The following is a 16,652-nucleotide window of genomic DNA, read 5'->3' on the forward strand; positions in this document are numbered from 1 at the left end:
GACACTTCCAGATTCCTGCAACAGGTTCTACTCTGTGCGCCCGCCACCGCGGCAGCACCGCAGTCAGCCTTACGGAGGGGCCGTGCACCTCGAATACACGCCTGAGCAGCAGCAGTTGCGCGCCGAGCTGCGTGCCTACTTCGCCGAGCTCGTGCCCGAAGACGTCGCCTCCCGCTACGGGGACCCGGCCTCCCAGAAGAGGTTCTACCGGGAGACCATCCGCCGGCTGGGGGCCGACGGCTGGCTCGGGGTGGGCTGGCCCGTGGAATACGGCGGGCGCGGGATGTCCCCCATGGACCAGTTCATCTTCTTCGACGAGGCCGCCCAGGCCGTCGTCCCGCTCCCGCTGATGGCCCTGAACACCGTGGGCCCCACGATCATGCAGTTCGGCACCGAGGAGCAGAAGGCGTACTTCCTCCCCAGGATCCTCGCCGGGGAGATCGACTTCGCCATCGGCTACAGCGAACCGGACGCAGGCACCGACCTGGCCGCCCTCACCTGCAAGGCCGTCCGCGAGGGCGACGAGGAGACCGGCACCTACGTGGTCAACGGCCAGAAGATCTGGACCACCAACGGCGACACCGCCGACTGGGTCTGGCTCGCCGTCCGCACCGACCCCGAGGCCCCCGCCCACAAGGGCATCACCATGCTGCTGGTGCCGACCGCCGACCCCGGCTACTCCTGCACCATCATCAACACCCTGGCCTCGCACGACACCACGGCCAGCTACTACGAGGACATCCGGGTCCCGGCCGGCCGCCGGGTCGGCCCGGAGAACAAGGGCTGGCGGCTGATCACCAACCAGCTCAACCACGAGCGGGTCACCCTGGCCGCCCACGGCACCATGGCCATCCGCGCCCTCCACGACGTGCAGCGCTGGGCCGCCGACACCAAACTCGCCGACGGCCGCCGGGTCATCGACCTCGGCTGGGTCCGCGGCCGCCTGGCCCGCACCCACACCCGGCTCGACGCCATGAAGCTGCTCAACTGGCAGATGGTGAACGCCGTCCAGGACGGCACCCTCACCCCCCAGGACGCCTCCGCCGTCAAGGTCTACGGCTCCGAGGCCCGACGGGACGCCTACGCCTGGCTGATGGAGGTGGTCGGCGCGGCCGGTCCGCTGAAGGACGGATCGGCCGGCGCCGTCCTGCACGGCGAACTGGAACGCGGCTACCGCAGCGCCGTGATCTTCACCTTCGGCGGCGGCAACAACGAGATCCAGCGCGAGATCATCTCCTGGATCGGCCTGGGCATGCCCCGAGTCCGCCGCTGATCCCGTCGTGACTAGGCAGGTGGGCGGCGATGGAGCGGACCTGCTCGGAGCCGGTCATGGCGAGGAAGGTCGGGGCGCGGCCGTAGGACTTCATGCCGACGAGGTAGAGGTCCTTCTCGGGGTGGGCGAGCTCGGTCTGGCCGTGGGGATAGACGGTGCCGCAGGAGTGCTGGTTGGGGTCGATCAGCGGCGCGAGGGCGATGGGGGCCTGGAGGCGCTCGTCGAGGCCGAGGCGGAGCTCGTCGAGGAAGGTGAGCTCGGGACGCAGGCCGGTCAGGACGATGACTTCGTCAACCGGGTCCAATCGGCGGCTGTCCTCGGCAACAAGGACCAGGCGGCCGTCGCCATGCCGTTTGAAGGCGTCGGTGCGGAAGCCGGTGACGGCGTCGGCGTATCCGTCGTCGACAGCGGCCTTGGCGGCGAGGCCGAGGGCGCCACGGGCGGGGAGCTGGTCGGCGTCCCCGCCGCCGAAGGTGGAGCCGGAGATTCCGCGCCGCAGAATCCAGGTGGCGTGCGTGTCGGCGCCGTTGTCGGTCTTGGCGAGGTAGGCGAGCGCGGTGAAGGCGGAGGCGCCGGTGCCGACAACCGCGGTGCGCTTGCCCGTGTAGCGGGCGCGGACGGCAGGGTCCTTGAGGCCGGGGATCCGGTAGGAGATCCGGTCGGATGCGGCCTTCTCGCCGAGGGCGGGCAGGCCGCTGCCACCGGCCGGGCCGGGGGTGGAGAAGGTGCCGGAGGCGTCGATCACGGCGCGGGCGTGGATCCGCTCTTCCGCCCCGTCGGGGCCGGTGAGGTAGGCGGCCCCGACGGGGCGGACCCAGCCGGTGGGGGCCAGGAGCCTTTCGGCGGCCGGGTCGACGACCTCCGCCCACGGGGAGAAAAGCCGCACGTGCGCCCAGGCGCGCACGTGCGTCGCGGCGGTGGGCCCGGCTTCCAGGGCCAGGGGCTGGAGGTCGCGCTCGATGAGGCGGGCGGCGGCCGCCAGCCCGATGGGGCCGGCCCCGATCACGACGACGGGCAGGGCTTGGGTGGATGCGTTCACGACGGGGCTCCCCCTTCGATTCGACGGCTGTCGATGTCCTGAGGTTTGGCCTGGCATTCCATATCGACGTTCATCAACATAGGCATTCGTCGAAGCTGTGTGGATGATGGGCGGTATGACGACGAAGGTATTGCCGCTGCTGGAGCCCGACACCGCAGCACCGTGCTGCCCGCCGCTGTCGGAGCGCCCGCTGACCGCCGAGGAGGCCGAGCGGACCGCGGTCATGTTCAAGGCGCTCGGCGACCCGGTGCGGCTGCGCCTGTTCTCCCTGGTCGCCTCCCACGAGGGCGGCGAGGTGTGCGTGTGCGACATCTCCGACGTCGGCGTCTCCCAGCCCGCCGTCTCCCACCACCTCAAGAAGCTCTGGGAGGCGGGCCTGCTCTCCTTCGAGCGGCGCGGGACCTGGGTGTACTACCGGGTCGAGCCCTCCGTCTTGGCGGCCATGGGCCAGCTCCTGACCCGCGCAGCCGGCACATGAACCCGACCGTCACGGCCCTGACCGCCGCTCACGCGGATGAGGTCCTGGCGATCTACCAGGCCGGGATCGACGAGGGCGACGCCACGTTCGAGGCCACCGCCCCCACCTGGGCCGAGTTCGACGTGGCGAAGCTGCCAGGGCACCGCTTCGCCGCGCTCGACCAGGACGGCTCGGTGCTGGGCTGGATCGCGGCCACCGAAGTCTCCGACCGGTGCGCGTATGCCGGGGTCGTGGAGCACTCCGTATATGTGCACCCGGACTCCCGCGGCCGCGGTGTCGCCCGGGGGCTGCTGGAGGCGCTGATTGCCTCCACCGAGGCTGCGGGGGTCTGGACGATCCAGTCCGGGATCTTCCCCGAGAACACCGCCAGCCTCGCCCTCCACCAGCGGGCGGGGTTCCGCATCATCGGTACCCGCGACCGCATAGGCCGCCACCACGGTGTGTGGCGGGACGTGGTGCTGCTGGAACGCCGCAGCCCGCACGTCAGCTGACCATGCGGCGGGGCCGTACTTCGCCCGTAGGAAGCGGCCGAAGTCGGCCCTCGCGCGGGCCTTGGGGCGCAAGGGCGTCGCGGTGGCCCGCTGCGCCGTCGAGCGGCTGATGGCCGAGCTGGGCCTGGAGGGCGTCATCCGTGGCCGGCGGCGCCGGACCACGGTTCCGGAGCCGTCGGCGCCGCGTCCGCCGGACCTGGTCGACCGCGACTTCACCGCCTCGCGGCCTGATCAGCTGTGGGTGGCGGACATGGCCTATGTCCGCACCTGGTCGGGGTGGGCGTATGTGGCGTTCGTCCTGGACGTGCACTCGCGGTTGATCGTCGGCTGGCAGGTCGCGAACCACATGCGGATGGAACTCCTTCTGGACGCACTGGAGATGGCGCTGTGGCAGCGTCGGATCAAGAAGGACTCCGGGCTGATACATCACAGCGACCGCGGGTGGCAATACGTATCAATTCGGTACACCGACCGGCTCGCCGACATCGGTGCCTCCGCCTCCGTCGGCTCGGTCGCGGACTCGTATGACAACGCGATGGCCGAGGCCCTGAACGGCACCTTCAGGGCCGAGCTGATCGAGATGCAGGGCCCCCGGAAGGACGTCGACCAGGTCGAACGGGCGATCTTCCAGTGGAGCACCTGGTACAACGAAGAACGCCTCCACTCCGCGCTCGACTACGTTCCTCCGGCCGAGTACGAGGAAGCCTTCTGGCGGAGCCAGGAACAAACCCCGCGGTCCGCGTGAACCAATCAAGATCGGACTCTACGAAACTCGGGGCAGCTCACGAGTGAATGAACTCGTGCATGTTTTCGCATGCCGTATTGCAGCTTGAATCGGTGCGGTCGTGCGGGGGCGTAGGCCACGCACGACCCCGTCACCTCATGCTGGCGCTGCCAGGGTCGCGGCATGCGCAGAGACACCTCTCCACCGTGTTCGGTCTGTCGACTGCCCCACCTGTGATGCGTCCACGGGCCGGCCCTGTCTGAGCCTGCGCAACCGCCCCCTGAACGTTCTCCATCGTGGACGTTCGTCGCGCTACCTGAATCGCCGCTTCGGTCTGCGCGCAACAACACCCCGGAAAGGTGGGCCCCAGGCAACTGCTCGTCCGCAGACCGGCCCGGCGCTGCGAGCCGTCCCGGTGGCGCACAACGAACCCTGGCGGCAGTGCGGAATCGAGCGGACCGGGATGACCGAACTGCTCTACGGCGGCGACCGACTGTCCGCCTCCATCGACGCCTTGACGTACGCCCAGCACGACCTGCAGATCCGTCGCGAAGAACGGTGCCTCGTCGTCGGCCGTTGGGACGAAGAAGCCCAACACCTCGACTGGCAGTACGCGGCCGTTGCGCAGCGCGCACAAGAAGCCCGGAGGGAGTTTCAGCGACGCCGTACGGAGGACCTCACCGCCGCCGGGGTCCTGCCGGGACCGCCGGCCACGGATGATCCGCGAGAGCAGGCACTCCTCTGGCTCGCCCAGCACGATGCCATCAGCGTCGCCGAGCACACTCATCCCGAGAAGCCCCTCCTTGTGGCAGCGGCGCGAGAGGCCCGCGAGGAGCTCGGCCGTCGGCACCCTGATCTCTGCGCACTTATCCGCAACCTTCTCGAACCACATCTGACGCGGTATGGACGGCTGCGGCTACGGAGCGCTCAAGACAGACAGCAGGTGCGAGGCGAAGTCATGCTGGCCCTCCTGGAGCCTGGGAGGGCCGCAGCGCGGCATTGATCCTCCTCTGAGCAGCGTCCGGTTTCTCGGCAGGGGACCTACTCAGAGGGCTGGATCGTGACCAGTGGTGCGTTGCCAGTCCTGGTAAGCGGCAACGGCTGTGGGAAGCGTGGGGAAGATGCGCTCCGGGCCGACCTTCGCTGTCAGGCCGTAGGCGTCGAGGGCGTGACGCAGGTCCTGCTTGACGCGGGCGAGGGCGAACACGATCTCCTGTTGGGCGAGTTCGGAGCGCAGGGCCTCAACGGCGTCGAGGGCGGTGATGTCGACCTCGACGTTCGCCTCGGTGTTCAGGACGAACCAGTGCACGGGTTCCGCCTGGGCAGCGACCGAGGCCAGCGCCCGGCGGTGGAAGTCCTCGGCGTTGGCGAAGAACAACGGGGAGTCGTAGCGGTAGATGAGGAGACCGGGAATGGTGCGCGCGGTCGGGTAGTCGTCGATGTCGTGCATGCCGGCCAGCCCGGGCACCATGCCCTCGACCGCGTCGTGGGGGCGGGCGACCCTGGTGAGGAGTTCGGCGACGGACAGTGCCACGGCGAGGAGGACGCCGTGCAGGATGCCGAGGGCGAGGACGCCGAGACCGCAGCCGAGGGCGAGCAGGAACTCGCGGCGACGGAAGGCTGCCAGCCTGCGGAACTCGCCCACCTCGACCAGGCGTACGGCGGCGTAGACGACGATCGCGCCGAGGGCGGCGGACGGGGTGTGGGCCAGCAGTGGGCCCAGGAAGAGCAGGACGGCGGCCACACAGACGGCGCCGACGAGGGAGTACGCCTGGGTGCGCGCGCCGGCGGAGTCGGCGAGGGCGGTACGGCTGGCGCTGCTGCTGACGGGAAAGCCGTGCAGGACGCCGGCGCCGATGTTGGACACCCCGAGCGCCAGCAGCTCGCGGTTGGTTGCCAGGGGCTGCGGATCGTCGTGGCGGGCGAAGGCTCGCGCGGTGAGGACGACGTCCGAGTATCCGACGAGAAGCACTCCGACAGCCGGCAGGACCAGGTTGGCATAGGCCGCCGGATCGGGCAGGGCGAAGCCCGGCAGGCCGGTCGGGACGGCCCCGATGACGTTGATGCCGTAGTTGTCGTCGAGGGCGAAGCCCCCCACCGCGGCGGTGGCGAGCGCCAGGACGACGAGCGGCCCGGGCAGCGGGCGCCACAGCAGGGGCAGGACGAACAGAAGGGCCAGGCATCCGGCGGCGAGCACGGCCGTGGGCCAGTGCACGTCACCGAGGCGGCGGAGGGAGGAGAACAGCTGGGGGAAGAAGCCCGATCCGCTTCCACTGGTCCCGGTCAGGCGGGGAAGCTGGTCGCCGATCATGATCAGGGCGACACCGGCCAGGTAGCCGACGAGGACCGGCCTGGAGAGGAGATCCGCGAGGAAGCCCAGCCTGACGGCCCATGCCACGAGGCAGAGCAGGCCGACCACGACGGCCAGGGCCGCCGAGAGCATCGCGTAGCGCGCGGGGTCGCCGGCCGCCAGCGGTCCCACGGCCACGGCGGTCATCAGGGCGGTGGTCGATTCCGGGCCTACGGACAGCAGGCGGGAGGACCCGCTGAGGGCGTAGAGGACCATGGCGGGGAGGGCGGCCCAGAGGCCGACGGCCGGTGGCAGGCCGGCAACGCCGGCGTAGGCCATGACTTGCGGCACGAGATAGGCGGCGACCGTGATGCCGGCCAGCACGTCACCCCGGAGCCAGGCGGCGCGGTAGCCGTGGAAAGCAGGCGGGACCGCCACGGTCCGTCCGCGCTTCGGCATGGCACCTCCGGAACTCCTGCGGGCGTGTGCCGCACCATCGTGACGTGCGGAGGGCCGCGTGGAAGTGAAGCGCGCGAACAGGCACCGCTACGGGCCGGCCTCGCGCAAGCGGAAGCCGGTGACCAGGTCGGGCCGGATCCGGATCGCCCAGGTTGCGCTGCCCGCGGCCCAGGGCCGCAGAAGGCGCACGTACCGGTCGATCTCGTCGGGGTCGGTGACAGCGGTCGCGAAGCCGGTGGCGACCACGCTCCAGCCCAGGTGTTCACCCGTATCGATGTCGTCGGCCTCATAGGCGACGACCACGCCTGCGCCTTCCTGGGCCGCGAGCAGCGCCGCCAGCGTCGATCCGTCCTGAACCCGGATGATGATGTCGCCGGCGTCGAGAACGTGGTTGACCGGGCGTACGGCGGGCAGTGCGTGACGGGTGAAGACGATCCGGCCCAGTTCGGCGGTGCCGAGCAGCTGCAGCGCCTCGTCAGCGCTGAGCTCTTCCATCTCCCGTCCCGGCACAGGGACGGGAGGCGAACTGGTGGTCGCACCGGCCGGGTGGGGTTTCATCGTTGGCGTCCTTCGTCGGGCGAGCAGGCCGCGGGCCGGACAGTCGGCGTGGTGAGGGAGGCGAATGCCTCCGGTCTCCGTGCCGTGACCGTTCCCGTACGTCACACGCCTGCCGCTCAGGCAGGGTCGGAGGCCGTGAACGGGCCATCTGCTGCCAGCATGTCCGCGTGCGCCGATCCCGGACATGGGCCGATCGGCCCCTGGACGGGACCACAGGGCCCATGCTCGGGACCGGTGGGAAGGCCAAGACTGAAGACGGACTCGAACAGGAGGCCGTTCATGAGCATCCCTTCACCCGCCCGTATCTCCGAGGCGCTGCCCGCCGACTGCCGCTCCCGTCTGATGGAACTGGCCCGCGAGGTCAGCTTCGCGGAAGGGACGCGTCTCTTCCGCGAGGGCGGCCACGCCGACCGGTTCTGGATCGTCCGCTCTGGCACCGTGACCTTGGACGTCCATGTGCCCGGTCGGCGCGCCGCCGTCATCGAGAGCCTCGGCGCCGGCCAGCTGGTCGGCTGCTCGTGGCTCTTCAAGCCGTACTCCTGGCGGCTGGGCGCCGAAGCGATGACGCCCGTTCGCGCGTACGAGTTCGACGCGGAGCGCGTACGAACGCTGATGGACGCCGATGCCGCCTTCGGCTCGGCCCTGGGCCGCTGGGTCGGGCAGGTCCTCGCCAACCGGCTGCAGGCCGCCCGCGTGCGCCTTCTCGATCTGTACGCGCCCTATGGCAGCGGCAGCTTCCTCTGATCGTCCGCACAGCGAAGGAGCCGGTCATGCCCGCATCCCGCTACACCGTCAGTGACGTCATGACGCACACCGCCGTCGCCATCGGCCGCGAGGCGTCCTACAAGGAGATCGTCGAGCTGATGCACCAGTGGAAGGTCAGCGCGGTCCCCGTCCTGGAAGGCGAGGGCCGGGTCGTCGGCGTCGTCTCCGAGGCGGACCTGCTGCCGAAGGAGGAGTTCCGGCGGACGGATCCCTCTCTACCCGGTCAGCTGGAGGAGGCGTCGAAGGCCGCCGGTGTGCTGGCCGAGGAACTCATGTCGAGCCCGGCGATCACCGTGCATCCCGACGCGCCCGTCGCCGAAGCCGCCCGGATCATGGCGCGCAAGCACGTCAAGCGCCTGCCCGTGGTGAACGCGCTCGGCATGCTGGAGGGCGTGGTCAGCCGCAGCGACCTCCTGAAGGTGTTCCTGCGGCCCGACGAGGAGCTCGAGGAGGAGATCCGCCAGAGCGTGCTCACCGAGCTGACACCCGGCGTGAACGTGGGCTTCGCCGTACAGGACGGCGTCGTCACCCTGCGCGGCCCGCTGCGGGACCGGGCCCTGGTCCCCCTGCTCGCCAGGGCGATCCGCGCGGTCGAGGGCGTCGTGGACGTCCGGATGGAGCTGAACGGCGCCGTCGCCGCCTAGCGACGTCCCACAGCCACGGGGTGCTTTGCACACCTTCCTGAGACAATGCGGATGGAAGGCGTCATGGGGACCGAACCAGGGGCGATCATGTCCGATGATCCGAAGGCATCCGCCGAGGCGCCGATCAAGGTGTTCCTTCTCGACGACCACGAAGTGGTCCGGCGCGGGCTGCGAGACCTCCTGGACGCCGAACCGGACATCAGCGTCGTGGGCGAGGCGGGCACGGCGGAGCAGGCACTGGCCCGCGGGCCGGCGCTGCGCCCGGACGTGGCCGTGCTCGACGTACGGCTTCCCGACAGCGACGGCATCACCGTCTGCCGCGAGCTGCGCTCCCGCATGCCCGGCCTGGCCTGTCTGATGCTGACGAGCTTCGATGACGAGGACGCGCTGCTGGACGCGATCATGGCGGGCGCCGCCGGGTACGTGCTGAAGCAGATCAAGGGTTCCGACCTGGTCTCCGCCGTACGGACGGTGGCCACCGGGCAGTCCATGCTGGACCCGGCCACCACCGCCCGTCTGATGCGCTCCCTGCGGGACCCCGAGAGCGCCAAGGAACCGGAAGACGCCCGCCTGGCCGCCCTGTCGGAACGCGAGCGGGCGGTGCTGGAGCTCATCGGAGAGGGCCTTACCAACCGGCAGATCGCGAAGCAGCTCTACCTGTCCGAGAAGACGGTCAAGAACCACATCTCCCGGCTGTTGGGAAAGCTCGGCGTGGAGCGGCGGGTCCAGGCCGCCGTCATCGCCGCCCAGGTACACGAGCACGACATCGGGACTGCGAAGCAGTAGGACGTCGGCGGCGGTCACTGCGGGGGCGGGGCCAGGGGCACCTGCCACTCCAGGCGAGTGCCCGGCTCACCGTCGCCCCGCGCTGTGACGTCCATCCGGCCGCTCAGCCTTTCGGCCCGCTCCGCCAGGTTCCGCAGTCCGCTGCGCCGACCGCCCGCCGGCAGGCCGACGCCGTTGTCCGTCACGGTGAGGGTCAGGTTCCCGTCGGCCGCAACGATGGAGACCTCGACGCACGTGGCCTCGGCATGACGGGCGACGTTGGTGAGGGCTTCCCCCACCACGGCGAGGGCCTCGTCGGCGACCACCGGCGGGACGTCCGTGTCGAGCAGACCCTCCATTCTGAGGGCCGGCGCGAAGCCGAGGGCTGCGGCCGCCTCGTCCAGGGCCTGGACGGCGCGGGAGCGCAGCTTGGACGCCTCCCCCGGGGCGTCGTGCTCGCGGAGTCCGAAGATGGTCGATCGGATGATCTTGATGGTGGCGTCGAGGTCGTCCACGGCGCGGGCGAGGCGTTCGGACGCCTGGGGGTGGTCGACGAAGCGCTGGGCGCTCTGGAGGGTCATGCCGGTCGCGAAGAGGCGCTGGATGGCCAGGTCGTGCAGGTCGCGGGCGATGCGGTCGTGGTCCTCCAGCAGGCTCATCTGCTCGGTGTCGCGGCGCCGGTCGGCCAGCTCCAACGCGAGGGCGGCCTGGCCCGCGAACCCCGGAAGCGCGGCGACCTCCGTGGTGGCGAAGACGGGGCGACCGTGCCGCCGGGCCAGCATCAGGACGCCGCTGAGCTTTTCCTTGGTGCCGACGGTGACGGCCACGGCCGGGCCGAAGCCCGTCCACCGCTCGGGTTGCACAGTGACGCGCGCGTCGGTCGCCACGTCGGGAACCGTGATGAGGCCGTTGCGGGCCAGCGCGGCCTCGGCGAGCGTTCCCTGGGTGCTGGGCAGGACGATCCCGCGGTGCGCCTCGGCTCCCTCCCCGAGGGCGAGGGAGCCTCGCAGTTCACCGGCGGAGCCGAGCAGGTAGAAGACGCCGATGTCGGCGCCGGTGATGTCCTTGGCCCGTTCCAGCATGCCTTCGAGGACCTCCTCCTCGGGCGCTCCGGAGAGCAGGGCGCTGGTGATGTCGGAGTTTGCCTCCAGCCAGCGCTCGCGCAGCCGGACCTCCTCGAAGAGCCGGGCGTTCTCGATGGCGATGCCGGCCGCGACGGCGAGGGTGGACAGGACCGCCTCGTCCTCGGCGTCGAACTCGGCTCCGCCGCGCTTCTCGGTCAGGTAGAGGTTGCCGAAGACGTCCTCGCGGACCCGGATCGGGACGCCGAGGAAGGAGTGCATCGGCGGGTGGTGGTCCGGGAACCCGTACGAGGCGGGGTGCTCGGACAGCTCCGACAGTCGCAGGGGTTCGGGGTGGCGGATCAGCTCGCCGAGGATGCCGTGGCCGGAGGGCAGGTCTCCGATCTGCGCGCGGAGGCTGTCGCTGATGCCGACGGGCAGGAACTCGGCCAGCTTCTTGTCGTTCCCGATGACTCCGAGTGCCCCGTACTCGGCGTCCACGAGCACCACGGCGGCCTCGACGATGCCTTGCAGGACCTGGGGCAGGTCGAGTTCCCGGCCCACGGACATGACTGCCTCGAGCAGACCGTTCAGCCGGTCCCGCGTGCCTCTGACCTCGTCGATCCGTACCTGCAGCTCGTCCAGCAGTTCGTCGAGCCGCAGTCGAGGAACACCGCTGCCGGTGGGCTGTTCCCCTGTGCGCATGCCCACCTCCGGCCGGAAGCGGTGGCGAGAAGGCCACCCCTTCCACGGTATCCCCGGCCGGAGGGCCCGGCCTTCCCACTCAGTGGGAGCCGTTGCGCCGTTCGGCCTCTCATGCCTTTCTGTGGAATGCGCTGCGCAGCAGCCGGGCCGTGACGAATGCTGCGAGGGCTGCCGCCGTGGCGAGCCCCGCGCCGGCCCAGCCGACCGGCTGGGTGTCCAGCAGCGACTGCAGAGCGGGAACGTGCAGGGCGGCCATCGCCAGGAGGGCGGAGGCCGCCACGGAGGCCGGGAGGAAGAGGTTCTGGCGGGTGAACAACCGAGCCCTCAACCCCAGAGCCACGCCCAGTTGGGCCCCGAGCAGAGACAGGAAGAGCACGCTCTGCCAGGGCAGGCCCATGCCACGCGCGCCTATGCCGGCGATCAGGCTGAACGCTGTCACGGCCACGGCCAGGATGAGGAGGCGTTGCCACACTCCTGCGGCCAGGATGTGCTGTCCCGGCGGCCGGGGCGGGCGCCGCATCGCCTCGGGTGCGGCCGGCTCGGCGCCCATGGCCACGCCGGTCAGGCCGTGGGTGAGGAGGTTGATCCACAGGATCTGCCCCGCCCGCAGCGGCAGGGCCAGGCCGAGCAGGGGACCTGCCAGCATGACGAGGATCTCGGCGGTTCCGCCGGCCATGGCGTAGACGAGGAAGCGCCGGATGTTGTCGTAGACGCGGCGGCCTTCCTCGACGGCCGTGACCACGGTGGAGAGCTCGTCGTCCGTGAGGACGAGGTCTGCGGCTTGGCGGGCCACCTCCGTGCCGCGGGCGCCCATGGCGACGCCGATATCGGCCTGGCGGAGGGCGGGGCCGTCATTGACGCCGTCCCCGGTCATGGCGGTGACGGCTCCGCGCGCCCGCCAGGCGTGGACGATGTCCAGCTTCTGCTGTGGATCGGTCCGGGCGAAGACCCGGACCGCGGTCAGGTCGGTGTCCGGTGCTGCGGCCAGTTCGGGGCCGGTGACCACCGCATCGGCCGGACCGTCCTCTACGAGGCCGATGCGTACGGCGATGGCGTGGGCTGTCGCGGGGTGGTCGCCGGTGATCATGACCGGGGTGATGCCGGCGGCGCGGCAGGCGGCCAAGGTGGCCGCGGCTGCCGCTTTCGGCGGATCGCTGATGGCGATCAGGCCGAGAAGGCCCAGTCCGCGTTCCGCCTCGGCGGCGGGCGGATTCCACTGGAGCCGTTCGGTGCCTGCCACCGCCAGGACCCTGAATCCGTGCGAGGCCAGCTCTGCTGCCCGTCGGCGGGCCTGGTCCAGGACCTCGGGCGGCTCGGCGAGCACCGTGGGGGCCAGGACGGCCTCGGGCGCCCCCTTGAGGCAGACCAGGACATTGCCGTCGGGCAGATGGTGGAGGGTGGTCATCCGTTTGCGCAGGCTGTCGAACGGTGCCTCTCCGATCCGGGGACAGGCCCTTTGCAGCTCGGCCGGGTCGGGACAGCCTGCCTTGGCAGCGGCTGCCAGCAGTGCGGCCTCCATGGGATCGCCCACGGCCGTCCACATGTCGGATCCGCTCTGGGGCGGTTTCAGGCTCGCGTCGTTGCACAGTGCCGCCGTGGTGAGCAGCTCCTGTAGCGGGCGGAGCTGCTCGGGCGTCAAGGAGCGTCCGGAACGGGTCAGGGCTCCGTGGGGCTCGTATCCGCTTCCGGACACCTCGGCGGCTCCGGACGGCGCCCACACGTGCTGGACGACCATGCGGCCCTCGGTGAGGGTGCCGGTCTTGTCCGTGGCCAGCACGCTCACCGAGCCGAGTGTCTCGACCGCCGGAAGGCGTCGGATCAGGGCGCCCCGGGCCGCCATGCGGCGTGCCCCGAGGGCGAGGGCGAGGGTGACCACGGCGGGCAGGGATTCGGGCACCGCGGCGACGGCCAGGCTGATTGCGGTAACCGCCATCGTGCTCACGCCGAGCCCGCGGACGAGACCCAGGGCGAAGAAGAGCACGCACAGGGCAAGGGTGACGGCGGCCAGAACGCGGCCGAGGGAGGCGAGGCGGCGCTGGAGTGGGGTCGGCTCGTGTTCCCCGCCGAGGAGCGCCGCGATCCGGCCGAGGGCACTGGAGGATCCGGTGGCCGTGGCGGTCGCGGTACCCCGACCGCGCACCACGACGGTGCCGGCGCTGACCGTGTCACCGGCAGTCTTCGCGACGGGTTCCGATTCGCCGGTGAGCATGGACTCGTCCATGAGGAGAGCCGACGCCTCGGTGAGATCGGCATCCGCGGCGACGATGTCCCCCTCGCCCAGCAGCAGGCTGTCACCGGGCACCACCAGCGCTGCCGGCACCTCGTGTGCGGCGCCGTCGCGCCGTACACGGGCGTGCGGGGCGGAGAGAGCGGAGAGGGCGGCGACCGCCCGGTCCGCCCGGACCTCCTGGGCGACTCCCACGGTCGTGTTGAATACGACCACCAGCCCGATGACGATGGCGTCCGGGTGGTCGCCGATCGCGATGGTCAGGAGTGCGGCGCCGAGCAGCACCATGATCAGCGGGTCACGCAGCTGTGCCAGTACCCGACGGTGGAGGGGCGTGGGCCGCGGAGGTGCCACCTCGTTGCGACCGTAGCGGGCCAGCCGGCGCTCGGCCTCGGCCTGCGTCAGCCCCGCCGGGACCGAGGAGCCGACGGACGGAGTGTCGATCGCGCGGCTGGTCATGGCGGGTCAGCCGGTGGGGACGGTGATCACCGGGCAGTGCGCGCGGTGCAGGAGGCCGTGGACGACGGATCCGATCCGCATGCCGGTGTATCCGCCGCGGCCGCGGCGGCCCACGACGACGGCCAGGGCGTGTTCGGCGGCGCGGGCCAGTTCCTCGACCGGGTGGCCGGTGAGCACCTCGTGCGTCACGTGCACGTCCGGGTACTTCTCCGACAGTCCGGCGGTGGCCTCGGAGAGCAAGGTGCGCTGTGCCCGCAGTGCCACCTCCTCGTCGTCCAGCATGACCAGCGGCCTCTGCCACACGCAGACGACCCGCAGCGCTGCCCCCCGGAGGTCGGCTTCGTCGAAGGCGAAGGCCAGCGCGGCGGTGGCGGAGGCGCTGCCGTCGCTACCCGCGACGACGTAGGGCGGCTGCTGGCTGATGTGCTCGGCGTCGCCCACGACGACGACCGGGCAATGGGCCTGGGCGGTGATGGGGACCACGAGGGAGCCGGCGCTGAAGAACTCGGCGGTGCGGCTCAGGTGCCGGGAGCCGAGGACGATCATCCGGGCTTCTTTCGCTGCGCCGCCCAGGACGGGGACGGGGAAGCCGCCGAGCAGATCGCCGGTGACGCTCACTTCAGGGTGGCGGTCACGCACCCAGTCGCAAGCCTGTTCGAGCTTGTCGGATCCGGCCTGCCCCAGGGCCGTCTGGCCGGGGGTGTCATCGACGTGCTGGGTGTCGTGCTGGGGCGGTACCGCGAGCACCAGGCGCAGCGGGAGCCGGCGCCGTTGTGCCTCGTCGGCGGCCCAGGCCAGGGCAAGGTGCCAGTTTCGGTCCGGGTCGATGCCCACGACTATGTCGTGGCTTCCTGTCCGGTGGCTGGTCATGACTGGCTCCCGAAGTCGCTGCCGGTACGGGGGATGAGGAGTACGGGGCAGTGGGCATGGTGCAGCAGGCTGTGCGTGGCCTTGCCCAGGTTGGGGGCGAGTCCGAGGGACCCTGGGACCCGGCGCCCGCCCATGACGAGCAGGTCGGCGTGCCGGGACGCCTCGACCAGGACACCGGCCACGGAGATGCTCTTCTCCGCATCGGCCTGAACCTCCAGGTCGGGGAACTCGTCGCGGACCACGTCCGTGACGGCCCTCAGGGTCTCTGCGTGGCCGCCGGCGATCTCGTCGATGCCGTCGAGCATGCTGACCACCTCACCGACGGACTGGAGCACGTTCCACACGTGAAGCAGCCGCAGGGAGGCCTTGTGCAGTTCGGCTTCCTTGGCGGCGTACCTGGCGATCAGGAGGTCGTGCTCATCGCGGATCGCCGCGAGGACCGTGCCGGTCTCCTCGGCCCCGTCAATGCCGCGGACGACGATGACGGGGGTCATGGCGATGGCCGCGGTTTCCAGCCCGACCGAGCCGAGCATGAGGGAATTGAACCCGCCCAGGCCGCGGTTGCCCACGACGACCGTGCCGTGGAGCCCGCCAGCCCGGTGGAGGCTGTCGACGGCGCCCGCGCGGCTGAACTCGGTGGTCACGTTCAGCCCCGGGTACTCGGCCGACACCGCCTTCGCCGTGTCGTCCAGGAGCTCCCGGCCGTTGATGCGGACCCGTTCGATGGCCTCCGCCGACAGGTACAAGGCTCTCCCGTCGGTGTCGGCGCCGTAGACGATGCGCAGGGGACGGCCTCGGCGGACGGCTTCCTTGGCCGCCCACAGAGCAGCGACGCGCGCCGATTCCGAGCCGTCCACGCCGACCGTGACCGAGCTGGTGTCCGGGGTGCGGAAGGTGCTTTCCACGATTCCTCCCAACCGAGAAGCCGATGAGGGACACCCCTCACGCTGGCACCGTTGACGCTCTGGGAAGAGGGCCGCCCGGGGCCGCAGGCGGGACCAAAGGTCCCCATCGTCACGCCCGGCACCCCGGGCCCCGAACGGTCCCCGGACGGGACCGTTCGGCCCTCGCTCACCAGCGGTCGGCGACGGATGGTGGGAGCACACCCACACCGGACATCAGCCTCGCGTGACACGGCGGAGCAGGAGGGCCTCATGAAGCATCTCAAGGTGGCGGACCTGATGACCGACGAGGTCGTCTCCGTGGCCCCGGGGACGGCCTTCAAGGACGTCGTGAAGCTCCTCGCCCAGTACGACGTCTCCGGAGTCCCCGTCCTGGACGACGAGGACCGCGTGGTGGGCGTCGTCTCGCAGACGGACCTGCTCGCCCACACGATGGTGGGCTCCCATCCCGCCGAGCAGGGCAGCACGGCAGCTGGGCCGCCGTCCGCGGGCGAGGTCATGTCCGCGCCCGCGATCACCGTCCATGCCGAAGAGACAGCGGCTGACGCCGCACGGCTGATGACCCGCCGGAGTATCGAACGCCTCCCCGTCGTGGACGTGGAGGACCGGCTCGTCGGCATCGTCACCCGCCGGGACCTGCTGCGCATGTTCCTGCGGCCGGACTCCGAGATACGCCGACGGGTCACCGACGACGTCCTCACGGACGTGCTCGGTGTGCCCGCCGGTGACGTCGACGTCCACGTGGTGGACGGCATCGTCACCCTGGACGGCCAGGTCGAGCGCCGCAGTCAGCTCCCCGCACTTCTCAGCCTCGTCGAACGGCTCGACGGGGTCGTCGCGGTGGCATCTCGTGTCACCGCCCGCACCGACGACACGGCAACCCACGCGGACCATGCCCGGCACGCAATGCCCTGGTGATGAGCGCCGGACCGCACGAAGGGA

16 protein-coding genes are annotated in these 16,652 nt (G+C 70.9%); 9 read left to right on the top strand and 7 right to left on the bottom strand.

What is annotated here, in order from left to right:
• The first annotated feature begins 82 nt into the window (after positions 1-82).
• Complete coding sequence (locus ACZ50K_RS06015) at positions 83-1,273, top strand: acyl-CoA dehydrogenase family protein (protein WP_468897986.1); 1,191 nt, start codon at positions 83-85, stop codon at positions 1,271-1,273.
• Here the strand turns inward: ACZ50K_RS06015 and ACZ50K_RS06020 are convergent.
• Positions 1,230-2,312: an NAD(P)/FAD-dependent oxidoreductase gene (locus tag ACZ50K_RS06020; protein ID WP_468897988.1), complete on the bottom strand. Its 1,083-nt coding sequence runs from the start codon at positions 2,310-2,312 to the stop codon at positions 1,230-1,232. The two genes, ACZ50K_RS06015 and ACZ50K_RS06020, sit on opposite strands and share 44 nt — an antisense overlap.
• A 115-nt stretch (positions 2,313-2,427) precedes the next feature.
• On the opposite strand from ACZ50K_RS06020, the gene ACZ50K_RS06025 reads away from it, so the two are divergent.
• The 4 genes from ACZ50K_RS06025 (at position 2,428) to ACZ50K_RS06040 (ending at position 5,008) form a co-directional block, all read left to right on the top strand.
• Positions 2,428-2,790, top strand: coding sequence for an ArsR/SmtB family transcription factor (locus ACZ50K_RS06025; RefSeq protein WP_468897990.1), 363 nt, complete (start codon positions 2,428-2,430; stop codon positions 2,788-2,790).
• Positions 2,787-3,281, top strand: a complete 495-nt coding sequence (locus ACZ50K_RS06030; protein ID WP_468897992.1) for a GNAT family N-acetyltransferase — start codon at positions 2,787-2,789, stop codon at positions 3,279-3,281. The genes ACZ50K_RS06025 and ACZ50K_RS06030 overlap by 4 nt, the downstream gene beginning before the upstream one ends.
• A complete protein-coding gene (locus ACZ50K_RS06035) occupies positions 3,229-4,026 on the top strand; it encodes an IS3 family transposase (RefSeq protein WP_468897994.1) in 798 nt (265 codons plus the stop codon). Before ACZ50K_RS06030 ends, ACZ50K_RS06035 begins: the two co-directional genes overlap by 53 nt.
• A gap of 100 nt (positions 4,027-4,126) precedes the next feature.
• Positions 4,127-5,008, top strand: a complete 882-nt coding sequence (locus ACZ50K_RS06040) for a zinc finger domain-containing protein (protein WP_468897996.1) — start codon at positions 4,127-4,129, stop codon at positions 5,006-5,008.
• 42 nt (positions 5,009-5,050) lie between these two features.
• Here the strand turns inward: ACZ50K_RS06040 and ACZ50K_RS06045 are convergent, their stop codons facing one another.
• Together ACZ50K_RS06045 and ACZ50K_RS06050 are read right to left on the bottom strand one after the other, a co-directional pair.
• Entirely contained in the window at positions 5,051-6,754 is a 1,704-nt protein-coding gene (locus ACZ50K_RS06045) for a SulP family inorganic anion transporter (protein ID WP_468897998.1), read from the bottom strand.
• An 87-nt stretch (positions 6,755-6,841) separates the two neighbouring features.
• Positions 6,842-7,249 (bottom strand): pyridoxamine 5'-phosphate oxidase family protein, encoded by a 408-nt coding sequence (locus tag ACZ50K_RS06050; RefSeq protein ID WP_468897999.1) that lies wholly within the window; start codon positions 7,247-7,249, stop codon positions 6,842-6,844.
• 342 nt (positions 7,250-7,591) lie between these two features.
• Between ACZ50K_RS06050 and ACZ50K_RS06055 the strand changes: the two genes are divergently transcribed.
• The 3 genes from ACZ50K_RS06055 (at position 7,592) to ACZ50K_RS06065 (ending at position 9,507) form a co-directional block, all read left to right on the top strand.
• Positions 7,592-8,056, top strand: a complete 465-nt coding sequence (locus tag ACZ50K_RS06055; RefSeq protein ID WP_468898000.1) for a Crp/Fnr family transcriptional regulator — start codon at positions 7,592-7,594, stop codon at positions 8,054-8,056.
• Between the two features lie 26 nt (positions 8,057-8,082).
• Positions 8,083-8,721, top strand: a complete 639-nt coding sequence (locus ACZ50K_RS06060) for a CBS domain-containing protein (RefSeq protein WP_468898001.1) — start codon at positions 8,083-8,085, stop codon at positions 8,719-8,721.
• 87 nt (positions 8,722-8,808) lie between these two features.
• Positions 8,809-9,507, top strand: coding sequence for a response regulator (locus tag ACZ50K_RS06065; RefSeq protein WP_468898003.1), 699 nt, complete (start codon positions 8,809-8,811; stop codon positions 9,505-9,507).
• 14 nt (positions 9,508-9,521) lie between these two features.
• Here the strand turns inward: ACZ50K_RS06065 and ACZ50K_RS06070 are convergent, their stop codons facing one another.
• The 4 genes from ACZ50K_RS06070 to ACZ50K_RS06085 all read right to left on the bottom strand — a co-directional run bounded on the left by ACZ50K_RS06070 (position 9,522) and on the right by ACZ50K_RS06085 (position 15,713).
• Positions 9,522-11,252: a sensor histidine kinase gene (locus ACZ50K_RS06070; protein WP_468898005.1), complete on the bottom strand. Its 1,731-nt coding sequence runs from the start codon at positions 11,250-11,252 to the stop codon at positions 9,522-9,524.
• A gap of 109 nt (positions 11,253-11,361) precedes the next feature.
• Positions 11,362-13,938 carry a cation-translocating P-type ATPase gene (locus ACZ50K_RS06075; RefSeq protein ID WP_468898007.1) on the bottom strand — a complete coding sequence of 859 codons (2,577 nt, stop codon included), beginning with the start codon at positions 13,936-13,938 and terminating at the stop codon, positions 11,362-11,364.
• A gap of 6 nt (positions 13,939-13,944) precedes the next feature.
• Positions 13,945-14,808: a universal stress protein gene (locus ACZ50K_RS06080; protein WP_468898009.1), complete on the bottom strand. Its 864-nt coding sequence runs from the start codon at positions 14,806-14,808 to the stop codon at positions 13,945-13,947.
• Entirely contained in the window at positions 14,805-15,713 is a 909-nt protein-coding gene (locus tag ACZ50K_RS06085; protein ID WP_468898011.1) for a universal stress protein, read from the bottom strand. Before ACZ50K_RS06085 ends, ACZ50K_RS06080 begins: the two co-directional genes overlap by 4 nt.
• Positions 15,714-15,962: 249 nt before the next feature.
• On the opposite strand from ACZ50K_RS06085, the gene ACZ50K_RS06090 reads away from it, so the two are divergent.
• Complete coding sequence (locus tag ACZ50K_RS06090; RefSeq protein WP_468898013.1) at positions 15,963-16,628, top strand: CBS domain-containing protein; 666 nt, start codon at positions 15,963-15,965, stop codon at positions 16,626-16,628.
• Positions 16,629-16,652: the final 24 nt, after the last annotated feature.

Source organism: Streptomyces sp. NPDC033845 (assembly GCF_055576225.1).

Coding starts and splice junctions, on each gene's coding strand:
- ACZ50K_RS06025 (WP_468897990.1), top strand. CDS start 2,428: ATGACGACGAAGGTATTGCCGCTGCTGGAGCCCGACACCGCAGCACCG.
- ACZ50K_RS06030 (WP_468897992.1), top strand. CDS start 2,787: ATGAACCCGACCGTCACGGCCCTGACCGCCGCTCACGCGGATGAGGTC.
- ACZ50K_RS06045 (WP_468897998.1), bottom strand. CDS start 6,754: ATGCCGAAGCGCGGACGGACCGTGGCGGTCCCGCCTGCTTTCCACGGC.
- ACZ50K_RS06050 (WP_468897999.1), bottom strand. CDS start 7,249: ATGGAAGAGCTCAGCGCTGACGAGGCGCTGCAGCTGCTCGGCACCGCC.
- ACZ50K_RS06055 (WP_468898000.1), top strand. CDS start 7,592: ATGAGCATCCCTTCACCCGCCCGTATCTCCGAGGCGCTGCCCGCCGAC.
- ACZ50K_RS06060 (WP_468898001.1), top strand. CDS start 8,083: ATGCCCGCATCCCGCTACACCGTCAGTGACGTCATGACGCACACCGCC.
- ACZ50K_RS06065 (WP_468898003.1), top strand. CDS start 8,809: ATGTCCGATGATCCGAAGGCATCCGCCGAGGCGCCGATCAAGGTGTTC.
- ACZ50K_RS06070 (WP_468898005.1), bottom strand. CDS start 11,252: ATGCGCACAGGGGAACAGCCCACCGGCAGCGGTGTTCCTCGACTGCGG.
- ACZ50K_RS06075 (WP_468898007.1), bottom strand. CDS start 13,938: ATGACCAGCCGCGCGATCGACACTCCGTCCGTCGGCTCCTCGGTCCCG.
- ACZ50K_RS06080 (WP_468898009.1), bottom strand. CDS start 14,808: ATGACCAGCCACCGGACAGGAAGCCACGACATAGTCGTGGGCATCGAC.
- ACZ50K_RS06090 (WP_468898013.1), top strand. CDS start 15,963: ATGAAGCATCTCAAGGTGGCGGACCTGATGACCGACGAGGTCGTCTCC.